Raw genomic sequence first — 23,182 nt, forward strand, 5'->3', positions numbered from 1 at the left:
GTCACTCTCCTGGTGGGGGCCCGTCGCGAGCGCTCGGGGCGGTTGAAGCGGGCTTCGGCAGCGCCTTGGCCGGCGAGGACGACAGCAGGCCCAGGCGGCGGAACGTGAGGTTGCTGGTGATTTGTATGTCCGGGATGCCGGCGGCGCGTGCGCGGCTCAGGCGCTGGCGCGCTTGCGGCAGATCGCCCAGCACGGCCAGCGTCTGGGCATTGAGCAGCGCCACTTGGCCGGGATCGCTGGCCAGCGCTTCGGACCGCCGCACCATCGAGCGCGCGCCGGACGCCTCGCCGAGGATCGCCTGGTACAGGCCGAGCGAGGCCCAGCCGGCCGCGTCGTTCGGCTTCAGCGCCAGGTATTGCGCGGCGTAGTCGGCGGCCTTGCGGTAGGCGGCGCGCGCCGCGGCGGCGCTGCGCGGATCCGCCTGCAACGCTTCGCCCAAGTTGCCCCACACCAGATAATCCTGTGGCGCCAGTTCGGTGGCGCGGCGGCGCAGGTCGATGGCGGCGGCATAGTCGCCCGCTTGGTACTTGATCAAGCCCAAGTTGCTCAGCGTGGCGGCGTCCGGCGCAATGCCGATGGCCCGTTGCAGCGCCTGCTCGCTCGCGGCGCTGTCGCCCGCTTCGAGATAGAGCGCGCCGAGGATGCTCCAGCCTTCCGCATTACCCGGGCGCAGGGCCACCACCTTGCGATAAGACTCCAGCGCATGCGCGATGTCGCCGCTGGCGTATTGCTGATAGCCGATCTGCGCGTAGACGCTGGCGTCGCCGGGACTGAGTTCCAGCGCCGTGCCGAACTCCCTGATCGCCTGGGCCGACTTGCCCTGGGCCACGTAGACCTTGGCCATGCCGATGTGGGCGAGGGCCCGCGTGGAGGGGGAGCTCATGCTGTCGCGGTAGTACTGCAGGGCGCGATCCAGGTCGCCGTGCGCGCGATACAGGTCGCCCACGGCCAGGTTTACATCGGCCAGCGTCGGGTCCATCTGCGCCGCGCGCCGGCAGGCCTCCATGGCGCGCTCGAATGCCGCGGCGTTGCGCGCGTTTTCGAACTGCCAGATCTCGCTGCGGCAGATCTTCGCCTGCGCCTTGGCAAAGTCGTGGTCGCTGGCCAGCGCCTGGCTGAAGCGCTCGACCGCGCGGTCGGCATCCTCGGGCTTGGCCGCCTGGTGCAGCAGATGCAGGCCCTGCAGGTAGGCGTCGAAGGCGGCCTCGTTGCTGGTGGGCTCCAGCCGCTTCTTCAGGCGGGCATCCTCGGCCGGCATGGCGCCGAGCAGCGCCTGCACCACCTCACGGGCAATCTCGGTCTGCGTGTCGAAGATGCCGGCCAGCTCCTGGTCGTAGGTGTGGCTCCAGAGGGTGAAGCCGGTGGCGGTGTCCGACAGGTGTGCGGTGATGCGCAGCTGCTGCCCGTCGCGACGCACGCTGGCCTCCAGGATCGCGGCCACGCCCAGCCGCTGGCCCCATGCCTTGGCGTCGAGCACCTGGTCTCGCGCCCCGGGCGACATCGGGGCGGCCACCTTCAGCCCTTTCACGCCGGCGAGCGCGTCGCGCATCTCCTCGGTCAGCCCGTCCACGAAATAGTCGTCGCGGTGATCCGGACTCAGGTTGGTGAAAGGCATGACGGCGATCGACGCCGCCGCAGGCCTGGTCGCTGGCGGCGCCCGATCACTCATCCACCATCCCGCCGCGGCCAGCCCCAGCGCGACGGCGGCGACGCCGGCCCACCAGCGCAGCTTGCCCGGATGCCGTCGATGGGTCGGCGCAGCGCCGGCAGGGCGGACGGCCTGAGGCGGATCGACAAGCGCGGATGCGTCCAGCCGGGTGGATCCGGAGGCGGGCGGCTCGATGACGGCGGCTTCGGTGGACCCCACGATGTCATGCCGGGCGTCGGGCGCGACGTCGGCAAGGGGCGCCGCCGGGCTGGCCGGCCCAGCGGCAGATCCAGCCGCAGGCTCATCAGCGAGCGGGAGCGGGTCGGAGGCGCGCAGCTCCCCGATGAAGGAATAGCCCAGCGCGTGGCGGGTCTGGATGTAGCGGGGGTGGTGGGAATCGTCCTCGAGCGCATGGCGGAGCTGGGCGATGGCCCGGGTGAGCACGCCCGGGGTGACGTGGCGATGGCCCCACACGAGGTCGAGCAGCTCGTCGCGCCCCACCAGCTCGCCGCGACGCTGTAACAGCAGGATGAGCACGGCAAATGTCTTGGGCTCGATCGGCTGCTCGATGCCGCCCCGCACGAGCGTATGAGCAGCCGGGTCCACCACGATGTCGTCGAACAGATACGGCTGCGTCCCCTGACCGCCAGCGCCCGATTCGAGCGGATTCATCGGCAAGTCCTCGTGCGATCACACAAACCTCGGCGTTCGCTCCCGGAAACCTCGTCTTTCCGTCATGACCCGAGCGTCACATCGGTGGAGCCTGTATCCACGCCGCATCCCGCGGTGTGCCATCGGAGATTTCGCCATGTATGCCCAGATCGCTTCCCTGCCCCCGCTGTCGCCGGCCCTGCTCAATCCGCCGTCCGGTGCCGCCGACCATCCCGCACGCCGCCGTCGGGTGGGCAATTTCCCGCTGGACGCCGCCGCGCTGGACCACTTCAACGATCTGCTGATGCGCCTCCATCATGTGCCGCTGCTCGGCGACCAGCTCGCCACGGCCGCGCGCGAGCTGGTCCGGCAGCCCGTCACGGACAATCACGCCGCCGCCATCGCCCACCGCATGCGTCTGGCACACACGGTGAGCCAGATGCTGGCGGACCCCGAATGGCAGCCCGCCGGGGAATCGGTGGAGCCGGCGCAGCTGGTAGTCAACTACACGCATGGCGACCATCGTTTGATCCCCGACAACTTGCCGGTGATTGGCGGACTGGACGATGCGGTGGTGGTCGACGCCGCGTGGCCGCAGCTGGCGGGCGAGGTGGACAGCTACCTCGACTACTGCCGACTGCGCGCGATCGAGGCCGATCTGCGCCATTGCCGGGCGTTCGAGTTCCATTTCAGCCGGCAGGACTGGCAGGAAGCGCGTCGGGCGGAAGCCGCGCTGATCGAACACTGCCGGCGGGTCGGCGAGAGCAGCTACGTGCCGCCGTCGACCGCCGGAGGCTTCCGTGTCTGCTGAGTGCCGCGCCAGCACCCTTTTCGCCCCGCCACGCGACCCGCGCCCGAAATCGGGCCGGGTCGCCGGGGGTTCCCCACGGCGGCCGCGCGGGTGTAGAACCACAGCCTGGTTCCGCAATGACTGCAGGCTCATGAGCGACCGCCATTTCCTAATCCGCCTGGCCGAGGACGACGACGACTTCATCCTCGGCCTGGTGCCCCGCTTCGTGGATTTCACCCTGCCGGCCTGGCGCAAGCGGCACGAGTGCATCGAGGGGATCCGCGCCGACCTCGTCCATCACCTGGACGACCAGCCGCCCAACAGTTTCCTGTTCGTCGCCGAGGACGAGGACGGCCAGCCGGTGGGCTTCATGCATCTGCAGAAGACGCAGGATTTCTTCAACGGCCGTACCAACTGCCACATCTCGGACCTGGCGGTGGCGCCGGGGCACGAAGGCCAGGGCGTGGGCCGCGCGCTGCTGGCGCATGCGGAGCAATGGGCGCGCGAGCATCGCTGCGCGCTGATGACGCTGGCGGTGTTTCCCGGCAACGAGCGCGCACGCACGCTGTACGAATCGAACGGCTACGACGCCGACCTGCTGCGCCTGGCCAAGCCGCTGCGCTGAGCACGGACACAAAAAACCCGCGGCTGCCGGGGGCGGCCGCGGGTTTTTTCGACTACAGCAGCGCGATCAGTTGACCGTGGTGCTGCCGGTGGTGCCGACCTCGGCCTGCTCGCGCTCGTTCAGGCGCAGCGACACGCGGTCGATGTTGGCCAGCGACAGCAGGTGGGCGTAGATCCAGCCGAGCACGCCTTCCTTGAGGAACTCGTGGGCGACCTTCTCGTCGAGCTGGCGAAGCTTTTCCTCGCTGACCACGAACAGGCCGTTGAGGTTGATCGACTTGCCGTCCTTTTCCAGACGGATGTTCCGCGGTTCCAGCAGGTCGTGCTTGCGCAGCTGGTCCATGAACCAGTGGGTGCGCGCCACGTGCTGCTGGAACTCGCCGAGGAAGTTGACCGCGTTGGTCAGCATCTCGGTGTCGGTACCGTCGTCCTTGAACAGACGCTCGCCTTCCTCGGTGTTGAAGCCGGTGTAGGCCTCATCGAGGAACACGGTGAAATCGTCGCCGGGCTGGCCTTCCGGCTTCTCGGCGAGGATGAACGGATAGCGGCGGATGAAGGCCGGCACGTAGGTGTTCGGCGCCCACTGGCCGTCGGCGTCGACGAACAGGTTCTCGTTCTGGCGCAGGCCGAGCAGGGCCATCGGACCGGCGTCCTTCATGTCGGCACCGGCGAACAGGATCGGCACGTCGCGCGCCGCGGCGGGGAACTCCACGCCGGTCAGCGGCACGGAATGCACGTTTGCCGCAAACTTCAGGCTCGGCACGGCCTTCAGGCGCAGATCCTTGTGGGCGGTACGGTTGAGCGGCACGGGACGCTCGTAGAAAAAGACTTCAGCCACGTTACTTACCTCTGCCCAGCCGCGCCGGGGTTGCCACCGTTGGCTCCCCCTCCCAAACCCGGCCCGGGTCTCAAGACGAACGCCCACTATAGCAGCGGCCCCGGCCCGCCGCGAACCGCCACCGGCGCCGCCTATGTGTTTGCCGCGTCAGGGTTTTGCATGCGAATCGCAACACAGTTGGGCTATGCTCGGACGCAGTCACAACTGTTGCATCGCGATGCGTTTCCCCAGGCCCTGACCGAAGGATGGACTGCATGCTGATGGAAGTGCCGCTCCGGGCGGATCTGCGTTCGACCCGGGTGCTCTCGCTGGATGCCAGCGGCCGGATCCTCGACTGGATCAGCTGGCAGGATGCTGCTTGCCTGTACGTGCGCGACGCGGTCGCCTGGACCCTGGGCGAACCCTGCCTCACCGTGCACGGCGGCATGAACCGCGAGCGCGGCGAGCAGAGCATGCTGGAGCTGCACCCGATCATCGCCAGCACCGGCCACTGCCGCGACCATGCGCTGGATCCGGCCCCCGCGCTCACCAACACCGCCCTGTTCGCGCGCGACCGCCACCTGTGCCTCTACTGCGGCAACCACTACAACCGCGGCGAGCTGACCCGCGATCACGTGCAGCCAGTGTCCAAGGGCGGTCGCGACGAGTGGGAGAACGTGGTCAGCGCCTGTCTGGCCTGCAACCTGCGCAAGGCCAACCGCACCCCGCAGCAGGCGCACATGCCGCTGCTGGCGGTGCCGTACCGGCCGAGCTGGGTGGAGCACCTGATCCTGTCCAACCGCAACATCCTGGCCGACCAGATGGAGTTCCTGGTCAACCACCTGCCGCGCGACCGCCGCGCCGCGCACGCCTGAGGCCCACGGGCGGTCAGTCGCCCGGGTCCTCCGACACATCGCGCTCCACGTCCTTCAGCTCGCTACGGCCGCGTTCGGCCAGCTCGCGATACTGGCGACGGATGGCCTCCAGCGCATCGGCATCCAGATCCTCGATGCTCAACAGGGCGTTACGCGCCTCGCTGATGCGGATCAGCTCGTCCAGCTTGATCTGCACGGCGGCCGAATCGCGGTTCTGCGTGTTCTGGATCAGGAACACCATGAGAAACGTGATGATGGTCGTGCTGGTGTTGATCACCAGTTGCCAGGTGTCCCCGAAGCCGAACAGCGGCCCGGTGGCAGCCCAGACCACGATGCCGAGCGCGGCGATGATGAAGGCCAAGGGGCGTCCGGCCGCGCTGGAGGCCTTGGCCGCAAACTGGCGGAACAGGTTGGAAGCGCTCATCGGCATACCCTGTGCGGAATCCCGGCAGCGATCCTGCGGGCCGTACCGTGTGGCGCGCGTGCAGGCTGGCTGAACGAACGCTGCCCCGTTCAGGACGCCGCACCGCCCTTGCCCCGCCCTGCCGCTGGGCCAACAATACGCGGATGATCGACCTCTCCCGCTATCCCCACCTGGCGCCGATCGAGACGCCGGCCGACCTGCGCCGCGTGCCCGACGAGCAGTTGCCTGCCGTGGCAGACGAGCTGCGCCAGTACCTGATCGAGGCGGTGGCCAGCTCCGGCGGCCACTTCGGCGCGGGGCTGGGCGTGGTCGAGCTCACCGTGGCGCTGCACCATGTGTTCGACACGCCGCACGACCGGCTGGTGTGGGACGTGGGCCACCAGTGCTATCCGCACAAGATCCTCACCGGCCGCCGCGAGCGCATCACCACGATCAAGAAGAAGGACGGCCTGGCGCCGTTCCCGCGCCGCGAGGAGAGCGAGTACGACACGTTCGGCGTCGGTCACTCGTCCACCTCGATCTCGGCCGCGCTGGGCATGGCCATCGCCAACCAGCGCCGAGGCGACATGCGCAAGGTGGTGGCGGTGATCGGCGACGGCGCGATGACCGCCGGCATGGCATTCGAGGCGCTCAACCACGGCGGTGACGTGGAACCGAACATGCTGGTGGTGTTCAACGACAACGGCATGTCGATCAGCGAGAACGTGGGCGCGCTGACCAAGATGATGGCCCGCGCCATGGCCAGCCGCACGCTCAACGTGTGGCGCGAGCGCGCCAAGAAGGCGATTCCCAAGCAGTCGCTGTTCGGCCGCTTCTTCAAACGCTGGGAAGAGCACGCCAAGGGCATGTTCGTGCCCTCCACGCTGTTCGAGGAGTTGGGCTTCCACTACACCGGCCCGATCGACGGCCACAACCTGCCGCAGCTGCTGCATGCGCTGCGCACGGTGAAGGAGCTGCCCGGCCCGCAGCTGCTGCACGTGATTACCACCAAGGGCAAGGGCTACGCGCCGGCCGAGGAAGCGCAGATCGACTACCACGCGGTCGGCCCGTTCGACCCGCAGGCCGGCCTGGTGAAAAAGAGCGCCCCGGCCAAGCCGACCTACACCGACGTGTTCAGCGACTGGCTGTGCGACCAGGCGGCTGCCGATGAACGCCTGCTGGCGATCACCCCCGCCATGCGCGAAGGCTCGGGGCTGGTGCGCTTCTCCAAGGAATATCCGCAGCGCTATTTCGACGTGGCGATCGCCGAGCAGCACGCGGTGACGCTGGCGGCGGGCATGGCCTGCGAGGGTGCCAAGCCGGTGGTGGCGATCTATTCCACCTTCCTGCAGCGCGCGTACGACCAGGCGATCCACGACGTGGCGCTGCAGAACCTCGACGTCACCTTCGCCATCGACCGCGCCGGCGTGGTCGGCCCGGATGGCGCCACCCACTCGGGCAGCTTCGACCTGAGCTTCATGCGCTGCCTGCCGAACATGGTGATCATGGCGCCGGCCGACGAAAACGAGTGCCGCATGATGCTCAGCACTGGCTTTGCCTACGCCGGCCCGGCCGCGGTGCGCTATCCGCGCGGCACCGGCCCCGGCACGCCGCTGCGCAAGGAGCTGGACACGCTGCCGATCGGCAAGGCCGAGTTGCGCCGGCGCGGTCGCGGGCTCGCCCTGCTGAGCTTTGGCGCCATGCTGGCCCCCGCTGCGGTAATGGCCGCCGAGCTCGGCGCCACGCTGGTCAACATGCGCTTCGTCAAGCCGCTCGACGAAGCGCTGCTGGTGGAACTTGCGAAGAGCCACGACGCCTTCGTCACGCTGGAAGACAACGCCATCGCCGGCGGCGCCGGCTCGGCCGTGGCCGAGTGCCTGGCGACGCACGGCATCACCCTGCCGATCCTGCATCTGGGCCTTCCGGACGTCTATCTGGAACACGGCAGCCGCGAGGAAGTGCTCAGCATGGCCGGCCTGGACCTGCCCTCGATCCGCCATGCGATCCGCGCGCGGTTTCCGCAGCTGGTGGCGGCGAGCGCCAGCGCGGGTTGAGCTTGGCCTAAAGACGCTGGGTCGTCGGTTTCGCGCTCGCGAAACGTCGGCCGTCCGGGCCGCTGGAATAGCGGCCCGGAATGTTCAGTGTGGCTGCCGCCCGCCGCTGACCCGGTCGCGCTTCTCCAGATCCTGCGCGCTGAACACCTCGCCGTAGCCGGCCGCCTGCAGCAGCGCGCGGCACGCCTCGCCCTGGTTCCAGCCGTGCTCGAACAGCAGCCAGCCGCCGGGCAGCAGATGATGGCGGGCGTCGACGACAATGCGGCGGATGTCGTTCAGCCCGTCGCGACCGGACGCCAGCGCGCTGGCCGGCTCGAAGCGCAGGTCACCCCGCGCCAGGTGCGGATCGTCTGCTTCGATGTAGGGCGGGTTGGACACGATCAGGTCGACGCGCGCCTCGCCCAGCGGCGCCAGCCAGTCGCCTTGCACGAACTGCACGTTGGGAATGCACAGCCGTCGCGCGTTCCGTCGGGCGACCTCCAGCGCCTCGGCGCTGGCGTCGGTGGCAAGGATCTTCGCGCGCGGCCGTTCGGTACCGATCGACAGCGCGATGGCGCCGCTGCCGGTGCCCAGATCGACCACGCGGGCAGGCGCGTCCTCGGCGAGGCGATCGATCGCCAGTTCCACCAGCCGCTCGGTCTCCGGCCGCGGGATCAGCGTGGCCGGGGTCACCTCCAGCTCCAGCGACCAGAAGCCGCGTCGGCCGGTGATGTAGGCCACCGGCTCGCCGAGCTGGCGTCGTCGCACCAGTTCGGCGAAGGCGCGCTCGTCGGCCAGTGAGAGCACGTCGTCGGCGTGCGCCATCAGCCAGCTGGCCGGCCGACGCAGCACGTGCTGCAGCAGCACCTCGGCATCGACGCGGTCGCCGAGGCGACGCGTGGCGTCACCGAGGGCGTGGCGTACTTCAGTCATGCGGAGCGGAATCCTTGGATGAGGTCGGTGGCAGTTCCGGCGGTGTCGCCGGGGCGGCGTGCTTGCGCCAGTAGCCGCCTTCGCTCCACGCACCGAAGGCCCAGCGTAGCCAACCGATCAGTGCATTGGCCAGCCACAGCGCCCACGCGAGCATGGCGAGCTTGTAGACCCACAGCGACACGCTGAACACGCCGGCGTGTGGCAGCACGCCGCTGCTCTGGTCGGCGAACCAGCGCAGCTGCCAGGCGGTGGAGCCGTTGCCGGCCACGTGCATGTCCGGCAGGCCAAGCAGGCCGCGCGGCACGGCGCCGATCAACGCCAGCAGGGCCAGCGCGGTCAGCACCGCCAGCGCGACCTGCACGAGATTGAACGCGACATCGCCCAGCCGCACGCCGCGCGCGCGCCACCCCAGCGCGATCAGCCACGCCACCACCAGCGCATAGGCACTCCACGCGAACGCGGAGAATCCCAGCCCCAGCAGCAGCCAGTGATGGAAGCGCAGCGGCGTGGGCGCGTAGCGCGCCAGCAGCCACGCGGCCAGCAGCAGCACCACCAGCTGGGACCAGTACAGCACCGCCGGGCCCATCGACGGGCCCCAGGTCCACAGCACCCAGCGATCCTGCGGCAAGTGCAGGTCGAGCGCGATGTTGGCGACCGGCGCGCGCAGGTCCAAGGTCGAGGTGACGGTGCGCATCGTCACGCCGCGGGGTTCGCGCAGCAGCACCTCGTAGCGGTGCGCGCCGGGCAGCAGCGGCAGGCCGAGCTGGCCGTTGCGCACGGCGAGGTTGAGCGGCTCGCCGTCGCGACGGGCCTGCAGCAGCTCGGCGCCGCTCGGCAGCGTGATCGCGTGCTCGCCGCCGCGGGTGCTGCGCGCGGTGACCACAAGCGTGGTCTCGCTGGCACGCTCGCCCGCGGCGGTCGACACCTGCACGCGATCGAACGCGATGCTGCTGCCGGCCACCGCCTTCGGCTCGCTCAACGCCAGCGTGAGCGTCTCGCCGGGCAGCGGCTGGAAGCGCAGGCCGTGCGAGGTCGCGCTGGTGGGCACGCCGGCGGCGTCCACGTGCCACATCGGCGCAGCATCGATCTGCCAGACCTCGGCGCGCTCGCCCAGCGGTGGGGCCTTCAGCGTGAGCGTGGGCGCGTGATCGAGGCGGCTGGTCCACATCATCACCGGATCGTTGGCGCTGAAGCTCACCTGGATGGCGCCATCGCGCACCAGCGCGCCGTCGCCCTGCGGATGCTCGCCGGGCAGCAGCGGCAGGCTGACGCTGAAGCCACCGTCCTGTGGCGCCAGGCGTTCCACCGTGGTCTGCACCGTCCAGTCCACGCCGAAGCTCAGCTGGCGGGTGACCCGCACGTACGCGGGCAGGCTCTGCGTGATCGCCAGGGCGCTGCCGTCGGCGGCCGCGCGCACGCGGCTCAGCGCCACGCTGTCGCCAAGCAGGCGGTCGTTGTCCAGACCACTGGCGCTCCAGCCGTTGCCGATGAAGCCCACGTGCCCGGGCTGAAGAGGAAAGCGCAGGTTGGCGCTGTCGGCACCGGCGGCGAGGCGGTAGTGCAGCGTCACGCGATGCACGCCGCGATCCAGCCGCAGCATCAGCGCGCCATCGCGGCTCGCCAACGCAGCCGGCTGGCCGTCCAGCCGCGCATCGAGCAGGGCGAGCGCGTCGTCGCCCTGCGGCAGCGGCAGCCCGACGTCCGCGCCGGCATGCGCTTCAAGCGCGATGTCGAGCGTGTCGCCAGCGGCCTGCAGCTGGGCGTCAGCGATCGCGGCGCAGTCGGGCGCGCACTTGGGCGCCTCGGTAAGACGTGCGCGCAGCTGGTCGAGCAGCGCCTGGTCCGGGATCGGCGACGCGGGCGTCTGCTGCGCGTGAACCGCATGCGGGCCGAGCAGCGCCAGCATCAGCACGGCGGCACTCGCCGCACCGCGTCGCCAGTCGTTCCAGTGCCCGCGCAGCGGCGTGACCAGCGGAGGCACCATGCGTCCGAGCAGCACGCCGAGCAGGGCCACCATCAGCACGCGCAGCAGACGCACCAGCCACGCCGGTGCGATCACCAGACGCGTGGTCTGCTCCGCCGTGACGGGGCCGGACCAGCTGAGCCGATAGTTGTTGCCGGTGTTCCATTCGGGCTCGCCGGCACCGGCCTGCACCACGCTGCGACTGTCCAGCGGCGCGCTGGCGGCGGCAATGGCCAACTGACGGACGCCCTCGCGATCCGACGGCGCGTTGGTGGTGGCTTCGTCCAGCGCCGGCGGTGGCGGCAGCGGCGCGGCCATCGCTGACGGAGGCGCGGGCGGTGCGGGAGGCGGCGGCAGAGCCGACTTGTCCATCTGCACGCGGCGCTGCTGCTCCGCTACCCGAGCCGGCTCCATCATCTGCGTCTGCACCACCCGCGACGATGTGCGCTGCGCGATGCCCCCCTCCAACTGCGGATGCAACGCGTACTGCAATTGCGTGGCGGCAAACGGCAGCGTCCACAGCGCCGCCAGCGCGAACGCGGCCAGCGCCACGAAACGCGCCGCAGCACGCAGGCGACCGTCCGGCAGCGCGCGCAGCAGCAGCACGAGCGCCAGCGCCACCGCCAGCGTCCAGCGCGGGGCGCCGCTCTCGTGCTGGGCCAGCGCGAGGAATACGGCGGCCAGCGCGGCCCACGGCCAGCCGAGCGCGCGGCCGGCGAGCAGGGCGATCAGCGCCACGACGAACAGGTCCAGCAGGGTCCACTGCGCGATCCACGAATCCGGCGAACGGTCCGCACCACCCGCGCCGATGAGGCGATAGCCCGGCGGCAGATGCAGCGTGGCGTCAATGCCTTCCAGCGGGATCTGCCAGCCGCCGCTGGGCAGGCTCCCGCCGTGCTGCGGCACGCGCAGGCCGGCGCGCAGGTCCAACGCCTGCTGGCGCAGCTCGACGCCGCTGCGTCCGCCCTTGCCCTGGCTGATCAGCAGCGGCTGCCCGGCCTGCTCAGCCCGCTGCAGTTGCCACGGCGCGCCGACGTCGAGCCGCTGGTGATGACGCAGCGTGCCAGTGAGGTGATCGACCGCGCTGAGGCCGCGGCCGTCGAAGTCCAGCCACAGCTCGCGCTGCAGCTGCAGCTGGTCGCCCTGCCCGCCTTGGTCGCCGCGGTTGCCTTCTGCAACGGCGAGCCCGTGGCTGGCGTCCACCGCGAAGGCGGGGAAGCTGAGCCAGTCGGCGGGCACGCCGGCGCGAGTGGCATCCACGCCCTGCCCCTCGACGCGCGTGCCGCGCAGGTCGGTGTTGTCGGCGTAGCTCCAGATTTCCTGCGCCGGCCACGGCGCACCCGGCGGCTTCCACGTCACGCCGGCCAGCGGCGCGGTAGCCCGCGCATCCAGCGTGATCGTCCACTGGCCGGGACGCAGCTGCACGCGCAGCCGGCCGTCGCTCTCCAGCCGCGCCGGCAGATCGCCCGAGAGGGCCGTGGCGACGAAGCCGGCCGGCAGCGCCGGGCCCAGCAGTTGTTCGCGCGCGGTGCCGGCGACGTTGATCTGCAGCCGCGTTTCCAGCGTGGGCGGCAGGCCGTCGGCGAGCTGGCGATAGACGCGCAGCGACAGCGCATCGGCGGCGCGCGCCGCGGCGGCGGCCTCGCCCAGGGTGAGTCGATCGTCGTTGCGCTCGATGCGCTCCACCGGCACGCCATCGATCGACAGATCGACCAGCGCGATCGACGGCGGCAGCGCCAGCGTCGACGGCCGCGCCGTCCACGCGATGACGCCGTCCAGCCGATGACTGCCGGCGCCCAGCCACAGCGACGGCTCGTCGCCGTGGTTGAGCACCGGCTGCGGCTGGCCGTCCACGCGCACCTGCTGCGGCCAGTCGTGCGTGTCGCCGGGCAGCGCCACCCAGCCGGGAGCATCCAGCCGCACCTGCAGGGTGAACCGCGCACCGGCGGCGTCAGCCTGCAGCGCGAGGTGTCCGGGCCAGACGCACTGACGACGGCTGCGGTCGGCGTCGGGACTGTTCAGCAGGGGACAGACCTGCTCGGGCACGTCGTGCAGCACCCAGCCCTGCCAGTCGCGCAGCGCGGGCGGAATGTCCTGCGCGCGCAGCGGCGCGGCGATCAGCGATGCCAACAGCGCGAGGCCCAGCCACGCGTTGCGCGAACGACGTTCCATGGTCTTCCCCTTCGTGAGCGCAGGCAGTGTAGGCGATGCCGTGACGCCCGCGACGGCCACGCTGCATCCCGGGCCGCCGTCCGGTCGTATGGAAGGGGGCACCCAAGGATGAAACGCCGCCCGGCGTGATCCGGGGTTACGCCCTCGCCGCGCCTTCCCCCGCAGACGCCGCGCGCCGCCCCCAGCGCCAGAGATCAACGATGCCCCAGCCCAACCGCACCCGCTCCGACCATGCCCGCGCCACCCGCGACCGTTCCGATGCCGCGCGCGTGATCCCGCTGCGCCCGCGCCGCCGACGCGGCTTTGCCGCACTGCTGATGACCGTCGCTGCCGGCCTGCTCACCGGCTGCCAGGCCACGCTGTTCGCCGGCCTCAACGCCACCGCGCGCGATCAGGGGATTACTGCCACGCGCGACGTCGTGTTCGACGCACGCCATCAGCTGGCGCTGGACGTCTACCGCCCGGCCGATGCGCACGGCGCGCCGGTGGTGGTGTTCTTCTACGGCGGTAGCTGGAAATCCGGCAAGCGGCAGTGGTATCGCTGGGCCGGCGAGGCGCTGGCGCGGCGCGGGCTGGTGGTGGTGATTCCCGACTACCGCAAGTGGCCGCAGGTGCGCATGGGCGGCTTCATGCAGGACGCCGCGCGCGCCGTGGAGTGGTCGCGCGAGCATGCCGGCGAATACGGCGGCGATGCGGATGCGCTGTTCGTGATGGGCCACTCGGCCGGCGCGCACATCGGCGCGCTGCTGGCCACCGACGATCGATGGCTGCAGGGCGTGGGCATGAAGCCGAGCCAGCTGCGCGGCTTCATCGGGCTGGCAGGTCCGTACGACTTCCTGCCGCTGACCGATCCCGACTTCGTCGACATGTTCGGCCCCACCCACGCGGCGCAGCTGAATTCGCAGCCGGTGCATTTCGTCAACGGCGACGAGCCGCCGATGCTGCTGATGCAGGGCACCACCGACAGGATCGTGTGGCCGCGCAACGCGCGTTCGCTGGGCGCCACCCTGGAGAAAGCCGGCGAGTCGGCGCAGGTGACGCTGTATCCGGACATCGGCCATTTCGCGATCCTGCTCGCGATGTCTCGCCCGCTGCGCGGCAAGGCGCCGGTGCTGAAGGACACGCTGGACTTCATCCGCGAGCACGCAGGGGTGCAGGCCGCCGCGGCGCTGGCGGCGGAGCGGGTGGTGAGCGCGCCCTGAGGTCGCACCAATGAAAGCGCCGGGCGGCGAGCCGTCCGGCGTTTCGCTTCTGCGGAGCCCCTCCCCTTTTCGTCATTCCCGCGAAGAGCTTTTCAACAGCCGCAGGCTGGTCAAGCGGGAATCCATTTGGAACTTGCACAACAGCACGATGGATTCCCGCTTTCGCGGGAATGACGTCGGGAGATTTTGGAGATTTCTGGGACGTCTCTTTCGAGGCACTTCGAGGTCGCGTGCTGACGCAGGGCGCGCTCAGCGCGGACGATGGCTGGAACCTGACGTCACGTCCGCCCTGGATGACAGGGCGGGCGTGACCATCACCTCAGCGCAGGATCGCCGCCGCGTCCTGCTTCTGCTTCAGCGCCGAACACAGCAAGGTGGACTCGGTGGTCTGCGCCAGGCCGCGGGCGGCGCCCGGTGCCTGGTTCACCCGATCCTTGAAGAACGCCTGCAGGCGATCGGCTTCGGCCTTGGAGCAGCCGCCGCCGCCCATCAGGCCGGGCAGGCGGCCGCCAGCGAAGCTGCCGGTGCGCGCCAGGATCTGGTCGTAGTGCGCCACGGCCCACTTCCACATGCCATCACGCTCGGCCCGGGTATCGCGACCGCCGCGGAACAGCGCGGCCATCTCGCCGACCTTGACGTCCTTGCTGAGCGCGAAGTTGCGGATGCGCTCGACCTGGGTGACGTCGTCCACGCTGCCCAGCCCGCCGAGGATCGCGTTGCGCAGGGCGGGATCGCTGGTCTTGGGCAGTTCGGCGATCAGCGCATCGACCACCGGCTTGCCGTGCTCCTGCGCGGCCACGCCCAGCGCCACGCCGAGCAGGTCGGGATCGGCGGCGGCGAGGTCGAGACGGCCGTCGGCCTTGGGCTTGAGCGCGGCATCACCCTGCTTGAGCAGCTCGGCGCGCACCGCCGGCAGCTTGACGTCCATGCCCAGGAATTCGGCCAGCGTGCGGCGCATCAGAGAATCGCCGTCGGCTTCACCAGCCTTGCGGCGGTAGCCGAGGGACTCCAGCCGCGGCAGGTAGGCGTCCTTCGCCCAGGCGGTGAGCTTGGCGCGCTGTGCGTCGGTGCTGGCGAGGTTGCTCCAGATCCAACCGAAGGTGCCCAGCGGGGCGGTGGCGACCTCGTTGGTCTTGGACGCTGCCAGCGGCTTGAGCGCGGCGAGCGCGTCGCCGGCATCGATGTCGCCGTGGCGGAAGCTGGCGCTCACCGCATCGGCATAGGCCAGCTGCTCGGTGTCGGCCAGCGAGCCGATCTGCTTGCCCAGCGAGGCGAGGTCGGCCTTGGTCATGCCGAAGCGGTAGTAGCCCTGCGCACCGGCGTTGGGCATCACCCAGGTCGGGTTGCTGGCACCGGCCAGCACCATCGAACCCTGCGCCTTGTCGAGCATTTCGCAGCTCACCTTGCTGCCATCGGCGGTGCCGTAGCGCACGCACACCGGCACGCCCCACACGCGCGCACTGTCGCCGGTGGAACCGACCGGCAGGTAGCGGCTCTGGCTCAGGTGCAGGATGGTCTGGCCGTCCTTCTGCTCCAGCTTCGTCTGCACGTACGGCACGCCGGACTGGTTGAGGAAGCTCTTGAACGCGTTCTTGAAATCCGCGCCCTTGTCGGCGGCCTGGGCGATCGAGTCGACTAGGTCGTCGGCGGTGGCGTTGCCGAACTTGTGCGCCTGGATGTACGCGCGCATGCCCTGCTGGAACACCGCCGGCGTCACGTAGTTCTCGAACATGCCCAGCACCGCCGCACCCTTCTGGTAGGTGATGCCGTCGAATGCGGTCATGATGTCGCCGTTGCCGGTGATCTCCTGGCGGATCTTGCGCGCGCTGACCAGGCTGTCGTTGTTCATCGCGCCCTGCGCGCCGCGGATGCGGTCGAGGTCGGCGCGGTATTCCGGATGCACCTTCATCGTCACCTTCTGCTGCATCCAGGTGGCGAAGGCCTCGTTGAGCCAGATGTCGTTCCACCACGCGGTGGTCACCGTGTCGCCGGTCCACTGGTGGGCCAGCTCATGCGCGGTGACGTTGAACGAGCCGCGCACGTACTGCGCCGGCGAATCCGGGTCGAGCAGCAGCAGCCAGTCGCGGAAGGTGACCAGGCCCGGGTTCTCCATCGCACCGGCGGAGAAATCCGGCGCGGCGAGCAGGTCGAGCTTGTCCCACGGATAGCCGAAGCCGTAGTAGTCCTCCAGCGCGTGGATGATGCTCGGCGTCTCGCTGAGCACATGCTGCATGCGGTGGCCCTCGCCCTTGGCGGCCACGCCGCGCAGCGGCAGCACGGTGGTGCGGTAGTCGTCCGGCTTGATGTCCGGGCCGTTGACGATGTCCCACGGGCCCACGCCGAACGCCACCAGGTAGGTCGGCAGCGGCTTGGTCTGCGAGAAGGTGAGCGTCTTCCAGCCGTTGCCGTCGTCCACTTCCTTCACCTGCGCGGTGTTGGCCACCGCGTTCTCGTCCTTCGGCACGGTCAGCGTGAGGTCGAACGGCGTCTTGATGCCGGGCTCGTCGAAGCCGGGGAAGGCGTAGCGCGCGCTGATCGGCTCCATCTGCGTCATCGCGTAGGGCTGGCCTTCGTGGCTGACCTTGTACAGGCCCTGCAGCTGCTGGTTGAGCGGTGCGCTGTAGTCGATGGCCAGCGTGATCGTCTGCGGCTTGAGCGTGCGACCGAAGTCGATGCGCGCCACGCCTTCCTGCGGCGCCACGGCGACGTACTTGCCCGCCGCGTGCTTGCCGGCGGCGTCGGTCACGACCACCTTCGACACCTTCAGGTCGCTGCCGTGCAGCCACACATGGTCGGAGGCCTGCGCCAGCTTCACGCTGATCACGGTGCGGCCGGAGAAATCGGCCTGGCGCGGATCGACCTTGAAGGCAAGCTGGTAGGACTGCGGCACCGCCCAGCCGGGCAGGCGGCCGTGGGGCACCGGGTCGGCTCCGGCCGCCAGCGCGGTAGCGCAGCAGGCGGCCAAGGCAGTGAGCAGGAGCGGGCGGACGAGGCGCATGACGGGGATTCCTGAAACGAGGGAACCCCGAACGCTAGGCGGCGCATGACTTCCGACACAGTGCCAGAAGGCATGGCCGGTGGGTGCCCCCGCGTGCGCGGGATCACGCAAAAAAAACCGGCGACGAAGGGGGCTTCGTCGCCGGCGGGCCCGGACATCGGCGCGGGAGGGGAAGGCCGGTGTCGATCGGGCGGGCGGACTGCCGCGGAGGCGGGGAGGCCGGGCGTCGGAGGGGATGAGGCCCGCCGCAGCAGTCACGAGCGGAACGATACGTGCTGCTCTTGCATCGCACAAATTGATTGTTACCATCGAATCCATAGCCATGAGCTATGTACTGGACCGAACTGCGCCATGAACCTGCGAGACCTGCATTATCTCGTCGCCCTCGCCGAGCACCGCCACTTCGGCCGCGCCGCCGAGGCCTGTTTCGTCAGCCAGCCCACCCTGTCTACCCAGATCAAGAAGCTGGAAGAGGAACTGGGCGTGGCACTGGTGGAGCGCACCCCGCGCAAGGTGCTGCTCACCGAGGTGGGTCGCGAGATCGCCGATCGCGCACGCGAGGTGCTCAACGAAGTCGAGCAGATCCGCGCGGTGGCGCGGCGCACGCGCGATCCGGAATCGGGCACGGTGCGGCTGGGCATCTTCCCCACCCTGGGCCCCTACCTGCTGCCGCATTCCGTGCCGATGGTGCGCGAGGCGTTTCCCCGGCTGGAACTGCTGCTGGTGGAGGAGAAGACCGAGGTGATCGTGCGCCTGCTGCGCGAGGGCAAGCTCGATGCCGGCATCCTCGCCCTGCCGCTGCACGAGGACAGCCTACACGTGGAGTACCTGTTCGAGGAACCGTTCGTGCTGGCCGTGCCGCTGTCGCATCACCTGGCGCACAAGCAGGGGCAGCTGAAACTGGCCGACCTCTCGCACGAGAGCCTGCTGCTGCTGGAAGACGGCCACTGCCTGCGCGATCAGGCGCTGGAGGTGTGCCACCTGGCCGGCGCCGGTGAACGCAACGGCTTTCGCGCCACCAGCCTGGAGACGCTACGCCAGATGGTCTCGGCCGAGGTCGGCATCACCCTGCTGCCCACGCTGGCGGTGAAGCCGCCGGTGGCGGCGTCGGGCAACCTGCACCTGATCGAGTTCAAGCATCCGGCGCCCAGCCGCCGGCTGGCGATGGTGTGGCGCAAGAGCTCGGCGATGGATGGCTTCCTGCAGAAACTGGCCGCGGTGTTCAAGCGCCTGCCGCCGGAGCTGCTCGACCCCCGCTCCATCGCCACGCCCACGCGCCCCGGCAAGCCGGCCGGCGCGAAGGCCAAGGCCCCGCACGCATGAGCGGATCGTGCAGAAACGTTCACGCGAGGGAGCGGCGCGCATGACTGGCCGCCAACTCGCCCTCGCCGCCGTCGGCGTGCTGGTGCTTTGGGGCGCGGTGCATTCCTGGAGCCGTCGCCCGCTGCACGCCGCGCCCGGCGTGCTCGCCGCAGACGTGCCGGAGCAGGTTGACCTCGATACCCCGGCGCAGCTGCAGCGCGACGACGTCACGCTCGTCACGCGGGCGCACTTCGACGCCACCGCGCGCGTGCTCTCCCGCGAGGACTACCGCTTCGACGCCGGCGCCTCATTGGCGCCGACCGACCTGGCGCTCGGCTGGGGCCGCATGTCCGACAGCCAGGTGCTGGACCGCATCGAGATCAGCCAGTCCGGCCGCTTCTACTACTGGCGCGTGAAGGATTACCCGATTCCCCGGCGCGAGATCGAAGAGTCCAGCGCCAACATGCACCTGATTCCCGCCGACGCCGGCGTGCGCGCGATGCTCGATCGCGTGCGCCCCGGTGAGGTGGTGCGCATCGAGGGTTTCCTGGTCGACGCCAGCCGCCCGGACGGCTGGCACTGGAACAGCTCGCTGACCCGCGAGGACACCGGCAACGGCGCCTGCGAACTGGTGTACGTGGAGTCGCTCACTATCGAGCGCTAAGCGGTAGCGGAGGCGCCAAAACAAGCATCCCGCGAAGCGCACGAGGCGCATCGCGGGATGCTTGATCGCCGATCGGGAGCGCGAGGGCGTCAGAGACCAGCCATGCGCATCGCCTGGGCAGGGCGCTCGATCAGATGCGGCCGAGCAGCCACAGCACCACGAGGATCACCAGGATCACGCCGACGATGCCGGACGGCCCGTAGCCCCAGCTGCGCGAGTAGCCCCAGGTGGGCAGGCCGCCGATCAGGGCGAGGATGAGCAGCACGATCAGAATGGTGACGAGCATGGACGGTTCCTCCGTTGCGGTGGACGCGCCGCGACCAGCAGCGGCACGTAGCCGCGGCAACACGCCGCGCATGCCGTGACAGTCGTCCTAGTCCGGTGTCCGAGCCGTCAACGAATGGCGAAGGCGGTCCATGCAGACCCCGCGTCTCCGCTCCGAACGCTGCGAAGGCGCTCCCGCTTCGACTCAGTAATGCAGCAGGCTGTGCAACGGCGCATCACCGGTCCAGCGCAGCCTTCCGCCCAGCGCATCGAGCTCGATCAGCACCACCGCGCCGGCCAGCCGTGCGCCGAGCTGCTCCACCAGCGCCCGCGCGGCCAGCAAGGTGCCACCGGTGGCCAGCACGTCGTCGACGATCAGCGCGCGTTCGCCGGGCTTGAGCGCATCAACGCGCGCTTCCAGCCGGTCGCTGCCGTATTCGAGCTGGTAGTCCACGCCGGTGACCGGCGGCGGCAGCTTGCCCGGCTTGCGCAGCGGCACGAAGCCGGCGTTGAGCTTCTGCGCCAGCGCCGCACCGAAGATGAAGCCGCGCGATTCGATCCCGCACACCGCCTGCACGCCCTGCCCCAGCCACGGCTCGGCCAGCGCGTCGATGCAGCGGGCGAAAGTGCCGGCGTCGGCCAGCAGCGGGGTGATGTCGCGAAACACGATGCCCGGGCCCGGAAAATCGGGCACGGCGCGAACCAGCGAAGCGAACGAGGACATGGACGATCCTGTCGATGGAAGGGAGATCAGGCGCGCTGGCGCGGTCGCCACGTGCCGAGCAGGATGCCGGCCAGCGCCAGCGCCAGGCCGCACCAGTCCAGCAGCACCGTCGGGCGGCCGAACAGCAGCACGTCCAGCACGAAGGCCAGCGCCGGCTGCAGCAGCAACAGCAGGCCGACCAGCGAGGCCGGCAGCCGTGGCATCGAGCGCACGATCAGCAACCAGGCGACCACCTGGCCGAGCAGGCCCAGCGCCAGCAGCGAAGTCCAGCCGCGCAGCGTGGTCAGCGCCAGCGACTCGCGCTCCACCACGCACCACGCGCCCAGCGCCGCCGCGCACAGCAGGCTCATCAGGCCGAGGAACTGCGCCGGCGCCAGCGCGGCGCGCCCGGACAGCGCACGGCGAAAACTCAGCAGGTACACGGTGTAGGCCAGGCAGCTGGCCAGGCCAAACCACACGCCGAGGCGATGCGCCGCGTCGAACAGCGACCAGTGCGCGCCGACCAGCAGCCACAGCCCGCCCAGCGCCAGCGCCATGCCCGGCCAGATGCCCGGCGCCAGCCGTTCGCGATAGGCCGCCACGCCCACCAGCGCGAGCAGGAACACCTGGAAATTGGTCAGCAGGGTGGCCACGCCCGGCCCCACCCACAGGATCGAGCGATGCCACAGCAGCAGGTCGCCGGCCAGCCCCAGCGCCGGCAGCAGGGCAAGCAGCGCGTCGCGACGGGTGATCGGCCGCCAGCGTCCGGTGACGACCACCCAACCCAGCAGCGCCACGCCACCGAACAGCATGCGGTAGAACGCCGAAACCGCCGGCCCCACCTGCGCCAGCACCACGAAGATGCTGGTGCACGACAGCAGCGCCGCGCCGGCCACCATCGCCAGCACGTCGGCGCGATGCGGCAGCGCAGTCACTCCCGGCAGCGCCGGATCGGTCGAGGAAGCGGCCATCGGCGGACTCAGGCGATGAGCGGGCCGGACAGGTCCGGATCGGCATCCCAGCCGGCCGATGCTGCGCGCGATTCGGCCAGCACCTGCGCCACCTCGGCCACTACGCGGGCAGCCGCCTCGCGCGCGGACTCCGGCACCATCACCGCCACGTAATCCATCGCCGGCAGCTGGCCTACGCCGCCGGTGAGGTATTCGCCGGTGACGAAGGCAGGGATCTCGGCGCGCTCCAGCGCGTCCTTCACCAGGTGGGCATCGATCAGGGTTTCGGCGCGGTAGGCGATGTGCATGCCCTGCAAGCTAGTGCGGATGCGGCACCCCGGCAAGCGCGCCGCGCCGGGCGTGCGGGTGGCCGGCAACGTGCGACCGGGTAAACTCGGCAGCTTTCCGCCTACGCGTCGCGAGCTGAAGTCCCCGATGTCCAACGAAATCCCCAGCGCCCCGTCCAGCCCCGCGTCCGACGCGCCGCGCGACTTCATCCGCCAGATCATTCGCGACGACCTGGCCAACGGCAAGCACGCCAGTACCCGCACGCGCTTTCCGCCGGAGCCGAACGGCTATCTGCACATCGGCCACGCCAAGGCGATCTGCCTGAACTTCGGCATCGCCCAGGAGTTCCCCGGCGGCTGGTGCAACCTGCGTCTGGACGACACCAACCCGGGCAAGGAAGACCCCGAGTTCGTCGAGGGCATCAAGGACGACGTGCGCTGGCTCGGCTACGACTGGCACGAGCTGCGCCATGCGTCGGACTACTTCGAGGTGTTCTACCGCTCGGCGCTCAAGCTGATCGAGGACGGCAAGGCCTACGTGGACGACCTCTCGCCTGACGAGGTACGCGCCTACCGCGGCACGCTGACCGAGCCGGGCCGCAACTCGCCTTTCCGCGAGCGCTCGGTGGAAGAAAACCTCGACTTGTTCAAGCGTATGCGCGCGGGCGAGTTCGCCGACGGCAGCAAGACGCTGCGCGCGAAGATCGACATGGCCGCCGGCAACATCAACATGCGCGATCCGGCGATCTACCGCGTGCGCAAGGTCACCCACCAGAACACCGGCGACGCGTGGCCGATCTATCCGATGTACGACTACGCGCACTGCCTGTCCGACGCGCTGGAGTCGATCACCCACTCGCTGTGCACGCTGGAGTTCGAGGATCACCGTCCGCTGTACGACTGGTTCGTCGACCACGTCGACCTGCCCAACCATCCCGAGCTGTGGCAGCCGCTGGTCGATGCCGGGCTGGAGACCAGGCCGAGCAAGCCGCGCCAGATCGAGTTCTCGCGCCTCAACCTCAGCTACTCGATCACCTCCAAGCGCAAGCTCGCCCAGCTGGTGAACGAGGGTCACGTGGACGGCTGGGACGACCCGCGCATGAACACCCTGCGCGGCCTGCGCCGGCGCGGCTTCACCGCGGCGAGCATCCGCCTGCTGGTCGAGCGCCTGGGCGTGTCCAAGCAGAACAGCGTGATCGACTACGCCGTGTTCGAAGGCTGCGTGCGCGAGGATCTCGACGCCACCGCACCGCGCCGCATGGCCGTGCTCGATCCGCTGAAGCTGGTGATCACCAACCTGCCGGAAGGCCACGAGGAAATCCTCACCTTCGCCAACCACCCCAAGGACGAGAGCTTCGGCAGCCGCACCGTGCCGTTCGCGCGCGAGGTGTGGATCGAGCGCGAGGACTTCGCCGAAGTGCCGCCGAAGGGTTTCCATCGCCTCAAGCCCGAGGGCGAGGTGCGCCTGCGCGGCGTGGGCATCGTTAAGTGCGAGGAGATCGTCAAGGACGCCGACGGCAACGTGACCGAGGTGCGCTGCACGCTCGATCCGGAGTCGCGCCACGGCCTGCCCGGCGCCGATCGCAAGGTGAAGGGCACCATCCACTGGGTCAGCGCCGTGCATGGCGTGGCCGCCGAGGTGCGCCTGTACGACCGCCTGTTCAGCGTGGCCGCGCCGGACGACGAAAGCGACGGCAAGCCCTGGATCGAACACATCAACCCCGAGGCCAAACGCGTGGTCACCGCGTGGGTGGAACGCGCCGCGTCGCTTGCCGAGCCGGAGCAGCGATTCCAGTTCGAGCGGCTGGGCTACTTCGTCGCCGACCGCCTCGATCATCACGGCCACGCGCCAGTGTTCAATCGCGTGGTGACCCTGCGCGACACCTGGGCGAGCAAGGCCTGA

The 23,182-nt window shown here is 69.9% G+C and carries 18 protein-coding genes; 8 read left to right on the forward strand and 10 right to left on the reverse strand.

Going from position 1 to position 23,182, the window contains the following annotated elements; all coding sequences use genetic code 11:
- Position 1: 1 nt before the first annotated feature.
- Positions 2 to 2,320 carry a tetratricopeptide repeat protein gene (locus tag ISP17_RS08515; protein ID WP_404632065.1) on the reverse strand — a complete coding sequence of 773 codons (2,319 nt, stop codon included), beginning with the start codon at positions 2,318 to 2,320 and terminating at the stop codon, positions 2 to 4.
- A gap of 136 nt (positions 2,321 to 2,456) precedes the next feature.
- Between ISP17_RS08515 and ISP17_RS08520 the strand changes: the two genes are divergently transcribed.
- Complete coding sequence (locus tag ISP17_RS08520) at positions 2,457 to 3,110, forward strand: YkvA family protein (protein WP_404632067.1); 654 nt, start codon at positions 2,457 to 2,459, stop codon at positions 3,108 to 3,110.
- Between the two features lie 130 nt (positions 3,111 to 3,240).
- The gene (locus tag ISP17_RS08525; protein WP_404632069.1) at positions 3,241 to 3,714 is read left to right on the forward strand and encodes a GNAT family N-acetyltransferase; all 474 of its coding nucleotides are present in this window, start codon (positions 3,241 to 3,243) and stop codon (positions 3,712 to 3,714) included.
- A 66-nt stretch (positions 3,715 to 3,780) separates the two neighbouring features.
- On the opposite strand, the gene ISP17_RS08530 is transcribed toward ISP17_RS08525, so the two are convergent.
- The gene (locus tag ISP17_RS08530) at positions 3,781 to 4,551 is read right to left on the reverse strand and encodes a SapC family protein (RefSeq protein WP_404632071.1); all 771 of its coding nucleotides are present in this window, start codon (positions 4,549 to 4,551) and stop codon (positions 3,781 to 3,783) included.
- A gap of 254 nt (positions 4,552 to 4,805) precedes the next feature.
- Between ISP17_RS08530 and ISP17_RS08535 the strand changes: the two genes are divergently transcribed.
- Positions 4,806 to 5,405: an HNH endonuclease gene (locus ISP17_RS08535; RefSeq protein ID WP_404632073.1), complete on the forward strand. Its 600-nt coding sequence runs from the start codon at positions 4,806 to 4,808 to the stop codon at positions 5,403 to 5,405.
- A gap of 13 nt (positions 5,406 to 5,418) precedes the next feature.
- Here ISP17_RS08535 and ISP17_RS08540 read toward each other — a convergent pair whose 3' ends face one another.
- Complete coding sequence (locus ISP17_RS08540; protein WP_404632075.1) at positions 5,419 to 5,829, reverse strand: low affinity iron permease family protein; 411 nt, start codon at positions 5,827 to 5,829, stop codon at positions 5,419 to 5,421.
- A 143-nt stretch (positions 5,830 to 5,972) separates the two neighbouring features.
- Here ISP17_RS08540 and dxs point away from each other — a divergent pair, with 143 nt between their 5' ends.
- A complete protein-coding gene (gene dxs / locus ISP17_RS08545; RefSeq protein WP_404632077.1) occupies positions 5,973 to 7,862 on the forward strand; it encodes a 1-deoxy-D-xylulose-5-phosphate synthase in 1,890 nt (629 codons plus the stop codon).
- Positions 7,863 to 7,946: 84 nt separating this feature from the next.
- On the opposite strand, the gene prmC is transcribed toward dxs, so the two are convergent.
- Both prmC and ISP17_RS08555 read right to left on the reverse strand, forming a co-directional pair.
- The gene (gene prmC, locus ISP17_RS08550) at positions 7,947 to 8,774 is read right to left on the reverse strand and encodes a peptide chain release factor N(5)-glutamine methyltransferase (RefSeq protein ID WP_404632079.1); all 828 of its coding nucleotides are present in this window, start codon (positions 8,772 to 8,774) and stop codon (positions 7,947 to 7,949) included.
- On the reverse strand, positions 8,767 to 12,909 hold the full coding sequence (locus ISP17_RS08555) for a hypothetical protein (protein ID WP_404632081.1): 4,143 nt from the start codon (positions 12,907 to 12,909) through the stop codon (positions 8,767 to 8,769). Before ISP17_RS08555 ends, prmC begins: the two co-directional genes overlap by 8 nt.
- Positions 12,910 to 13,226: 317 nt before the next feature.
- Between ISP17_RS08555 and ISP17_RS08560 the strand changes: the two genes are divergently transcribed.
- Positions 13,227 to 14,111: an alpha/beta hydrolase gene (locus ISP17_RS08560; protein ID WP_404632679.1), complete on the forward strand. Its 885-nt coding sequence runs from the start codon at positions 13,227 to 13,229 to the stop codon at positions 14,109 to 14,111.
- A 319-nt stretch (positions 14,112 to 14,430) separates the two neighbouring features.
- Here the strand turns inward: ISP17_RS08560 and ISP17_RS08565 are convergent, their stop codons facing one another.
- Positions 14,431 to 17,109 carry a M1 family metallopeptidase gene (locus ISP17_RS08565; protein WP_404632083.1) on the reverse strand — a complete coding sequence of 893 codons (2,679 nt, stop codon included), beginning with the start codon at positions 17,107 to 17,109 and terminating at the stop codon, positions 14,431 to 14,433.
- A gap of 351 nt (positions 17,110 to 17,460) precedes the next feature.
- Between ISP17_RS08565 and oxyR the strand changes: the two genes are divergently transcribed.
- A complete protein-coding gene (oxyR, locus tag ISP17_RS08570) occupies positions 17,461 to 18,432 on the forward strand; it encodes a DNA-binding transcriptional regulator OxyR (RefSeq protein WP_404632085.1) in 972 nt (323 codons plus the stop codon).
- A gap of 40 nt (positions 18,433 to 18,472) precedes the next feature.
- A complete protein-coding gene (locus tag ISP17_RS08575; RefSeq protein WP_404632087.1) occupies positions 18,473 to 19,075 on the forward strand; it encodes a hypothetical protein in 603 nt (200 codons plus the stop codon).
- A 130-nt stretch (positions 19,076 to 19,205) separates the two neighbouring features.
- On the opposite strand, the gene ISP17_RS08580 is transcribed toward ISP17_RS08575, so the two are convergent.
- The 4 genes from ISP17_RS08580 to ISP17_RS08595 all read right to left on the reverse strand — a co-directional run bounded on the left by ISP17_RS08580 (position 19,206) and on the right by ISP17_RS08595 (position 21,300).
- The gene (locus ISP17_RS08580; protein ID WP_404632089.1) at positions 19,206 to 19,361 is read right to left on the reverse strand and encodes a DUF3309 family protein; all 156 of its coding nucleotides are present in this window, start codon (positions 19,359 to 19,361) and stop codon (positions 19,206 to 19,208) included.
- Between the two features lie 183 nt (positions 19,362 to 19,544).
- Positions 19,545 to 20,063 (reverse strand): adenine phosphoribosyltransferase, encoded by a 519-nt coding sequence (locus tag ISP17_RS08585; protein WP_404632091.1) that lies wholly within the window; start codon positions 20,061 to 20,063, stop codon positions 19,545 to 19,547.
- A gap of 26 nt (positions 20,064 to 20,089) precedes the next feature.
- On the reverse strand, positions 20,090 to 21,013 hold the full coding sequence (locus ISP17_RS08590; RefSeq protein WP_404632093.1) for a DMT family transporter: 924 nt from the start codon (positions 21,011 to 21,013) through the stop codon (positions 20,090 to 20,092).
- An 8-nt stretch (positions 21,014 to 21,021) separates the two neighbouring features.
- Positions 21,022 to 21,300, reverse strand: coding sequence for a putative signal transducing protein (locus ISP17_RS08595; RefSeq protein WP_404632095.1), 279 nt, complete (start codon positions 21,298 to 21,300; stop codon positions 21,022 to 21,024).
- A gap of 127 nt (positions 21,301 to 21,427) precedes the next feature.
- Here ISP17_RS08595 and ISP17_RS08600 point away from each other — a divergent pair, with 127 nt between their 5' ends.
- Positions 21,428 to 23,182, forward strand: a complete 1,755-nt coding sequence (locus ISP17_RS08600) for a glutamine--tRNA ligase/YqeY domain fusion protein (protein ID WP_404632681.1) — start codon at positions 21,428 to 21,430, stop codon at positions 23,180 to 23,182.

The organism is Dyella ginsengisoli, assembly GCF_044904665.1.
In the GTDB taxonomy this organism is placed as follows: Bacteria; Pseudomonadota; Gammaproteobacteria; order Xanthomonadales; family Rhodanobacteraceae; genus Dyella_A; species Dyella_A ginsengisoli.

Coding starts and splice junctions, on each gene's coding strand:
- ISP17_RS08540 (WP_404632075.1), bottom strand. CDS start 5,829: ATGAGCGCTTCCAACCTGTTCCGCCAGTTTGCGGCCAAGGCCTCCAGC.
- ISP17_RS08565 (WP_404632083.1), bottom strand. CDS start 17,109: ATGCGCCTCGTCCGCCCGCTCCTGCTCACTGCCTTGGCCGCCTGCTGC.
- ISP17_RS08580 (WP_404632089.1), bottom strand. CDS start 19,361: ATGCTCGTCACCATTCTGATCGTGCTGCTCATCCTCGCCCTGATCGGC.
- ISP17_RS08575 (WP_404632087.1), top strand. CDS start 18,473: ATGACTGGCCGCCAACTCGCCCTCGCCGCCGTCGGCGTGCTGGTGCTT.
- oxyR (WP_404632085.1), top strand. CDS start 17,461: ATGAACCTGCGAGACCTGCATTATCTCGTCGCCCTCGCCGAGCACCGC.
- ISP17_RS08600 (WP_404632681.1), top strand. CDS start 21,428: ATGTCCAACGAAATCCCCAGCGCCCCGTCCAGCCCCGCGTCCGACGCG.
- ISP17_RS08525 (WP_404632069.1), top strand. CDS start 3,241: ATGAGCGACCGCCATTTCCTAATCCGCCTGGCCGAGGACGACGACGAC.
- ISP17_RS08585 (WP_404632091.1), bottom strand. CDS start 20,063: ATGTCCTCGTTCGCTTCGCTGGTTCGCGCCGTGCCCGATTTTCCGGGC.
- prmC (WP_404632079.1), bottom strand. CDS start 8,774: ATGACTGAAGTACGCCACGCCCTCGGTGACGCCACGCGTCGCCTCGGC.
- ISP17_RS08535 (WP_404632073.1), top strand. CDS start 4,806: ATGCTGATGGAAGTGCCGCTCCGGGCGGATCTGCGTTCGACCCGGGTG.
- ISP17_RS08590 (WP_404632093.1), bottom strand. CDS start 21,013: ATGGCCGCTTCCTCGACCGATCCGGCGCTGCCGGGAGTGACTGCGCTG.
- ISP17_RS08595 (WP_404632095.1), bottom strand. CDS start 21,300: ATGCACATCGCCTACCGCGCCGAAACCCTGATCGATGCCCACCTGGTG.
- ISP17_RS08520 (WP_404632067.1), top strand. CDS start 2,457: ATGTATGCCCAGATCGCTTCCCTGCCCCCGCTGTCGCCGGCCCTGCTC.
- ISP17_RS08555 (WP_404632081.1), bottom strand. CDS start 12,909: ATGGAACGTCGTTCGCGCAACGCGTGGCTGGGCCTCGCGCTGTTGGCA.
- ISP17_RS08515 (WP_404632065.1), bottom strand. CDS start 2,320: ATGAATCCGCTCGAATCGGGCGCTGGCGGTCAGGGGACGCAGCCGTAT.
- dxs (WP_404632077.1), top strand. CDS start 5,973: ATGATCGACCTCTCCCGCTATCCCCACCTGGCGCCGATCGAGACGCCG.
- ISP17_RS08560 (WP_404632679.1), top strand. CDS start 13,227: ATGACCGTCGCTGCCGGCCTGCTCACCGGCTGCCAGGCCACGCTGTTC.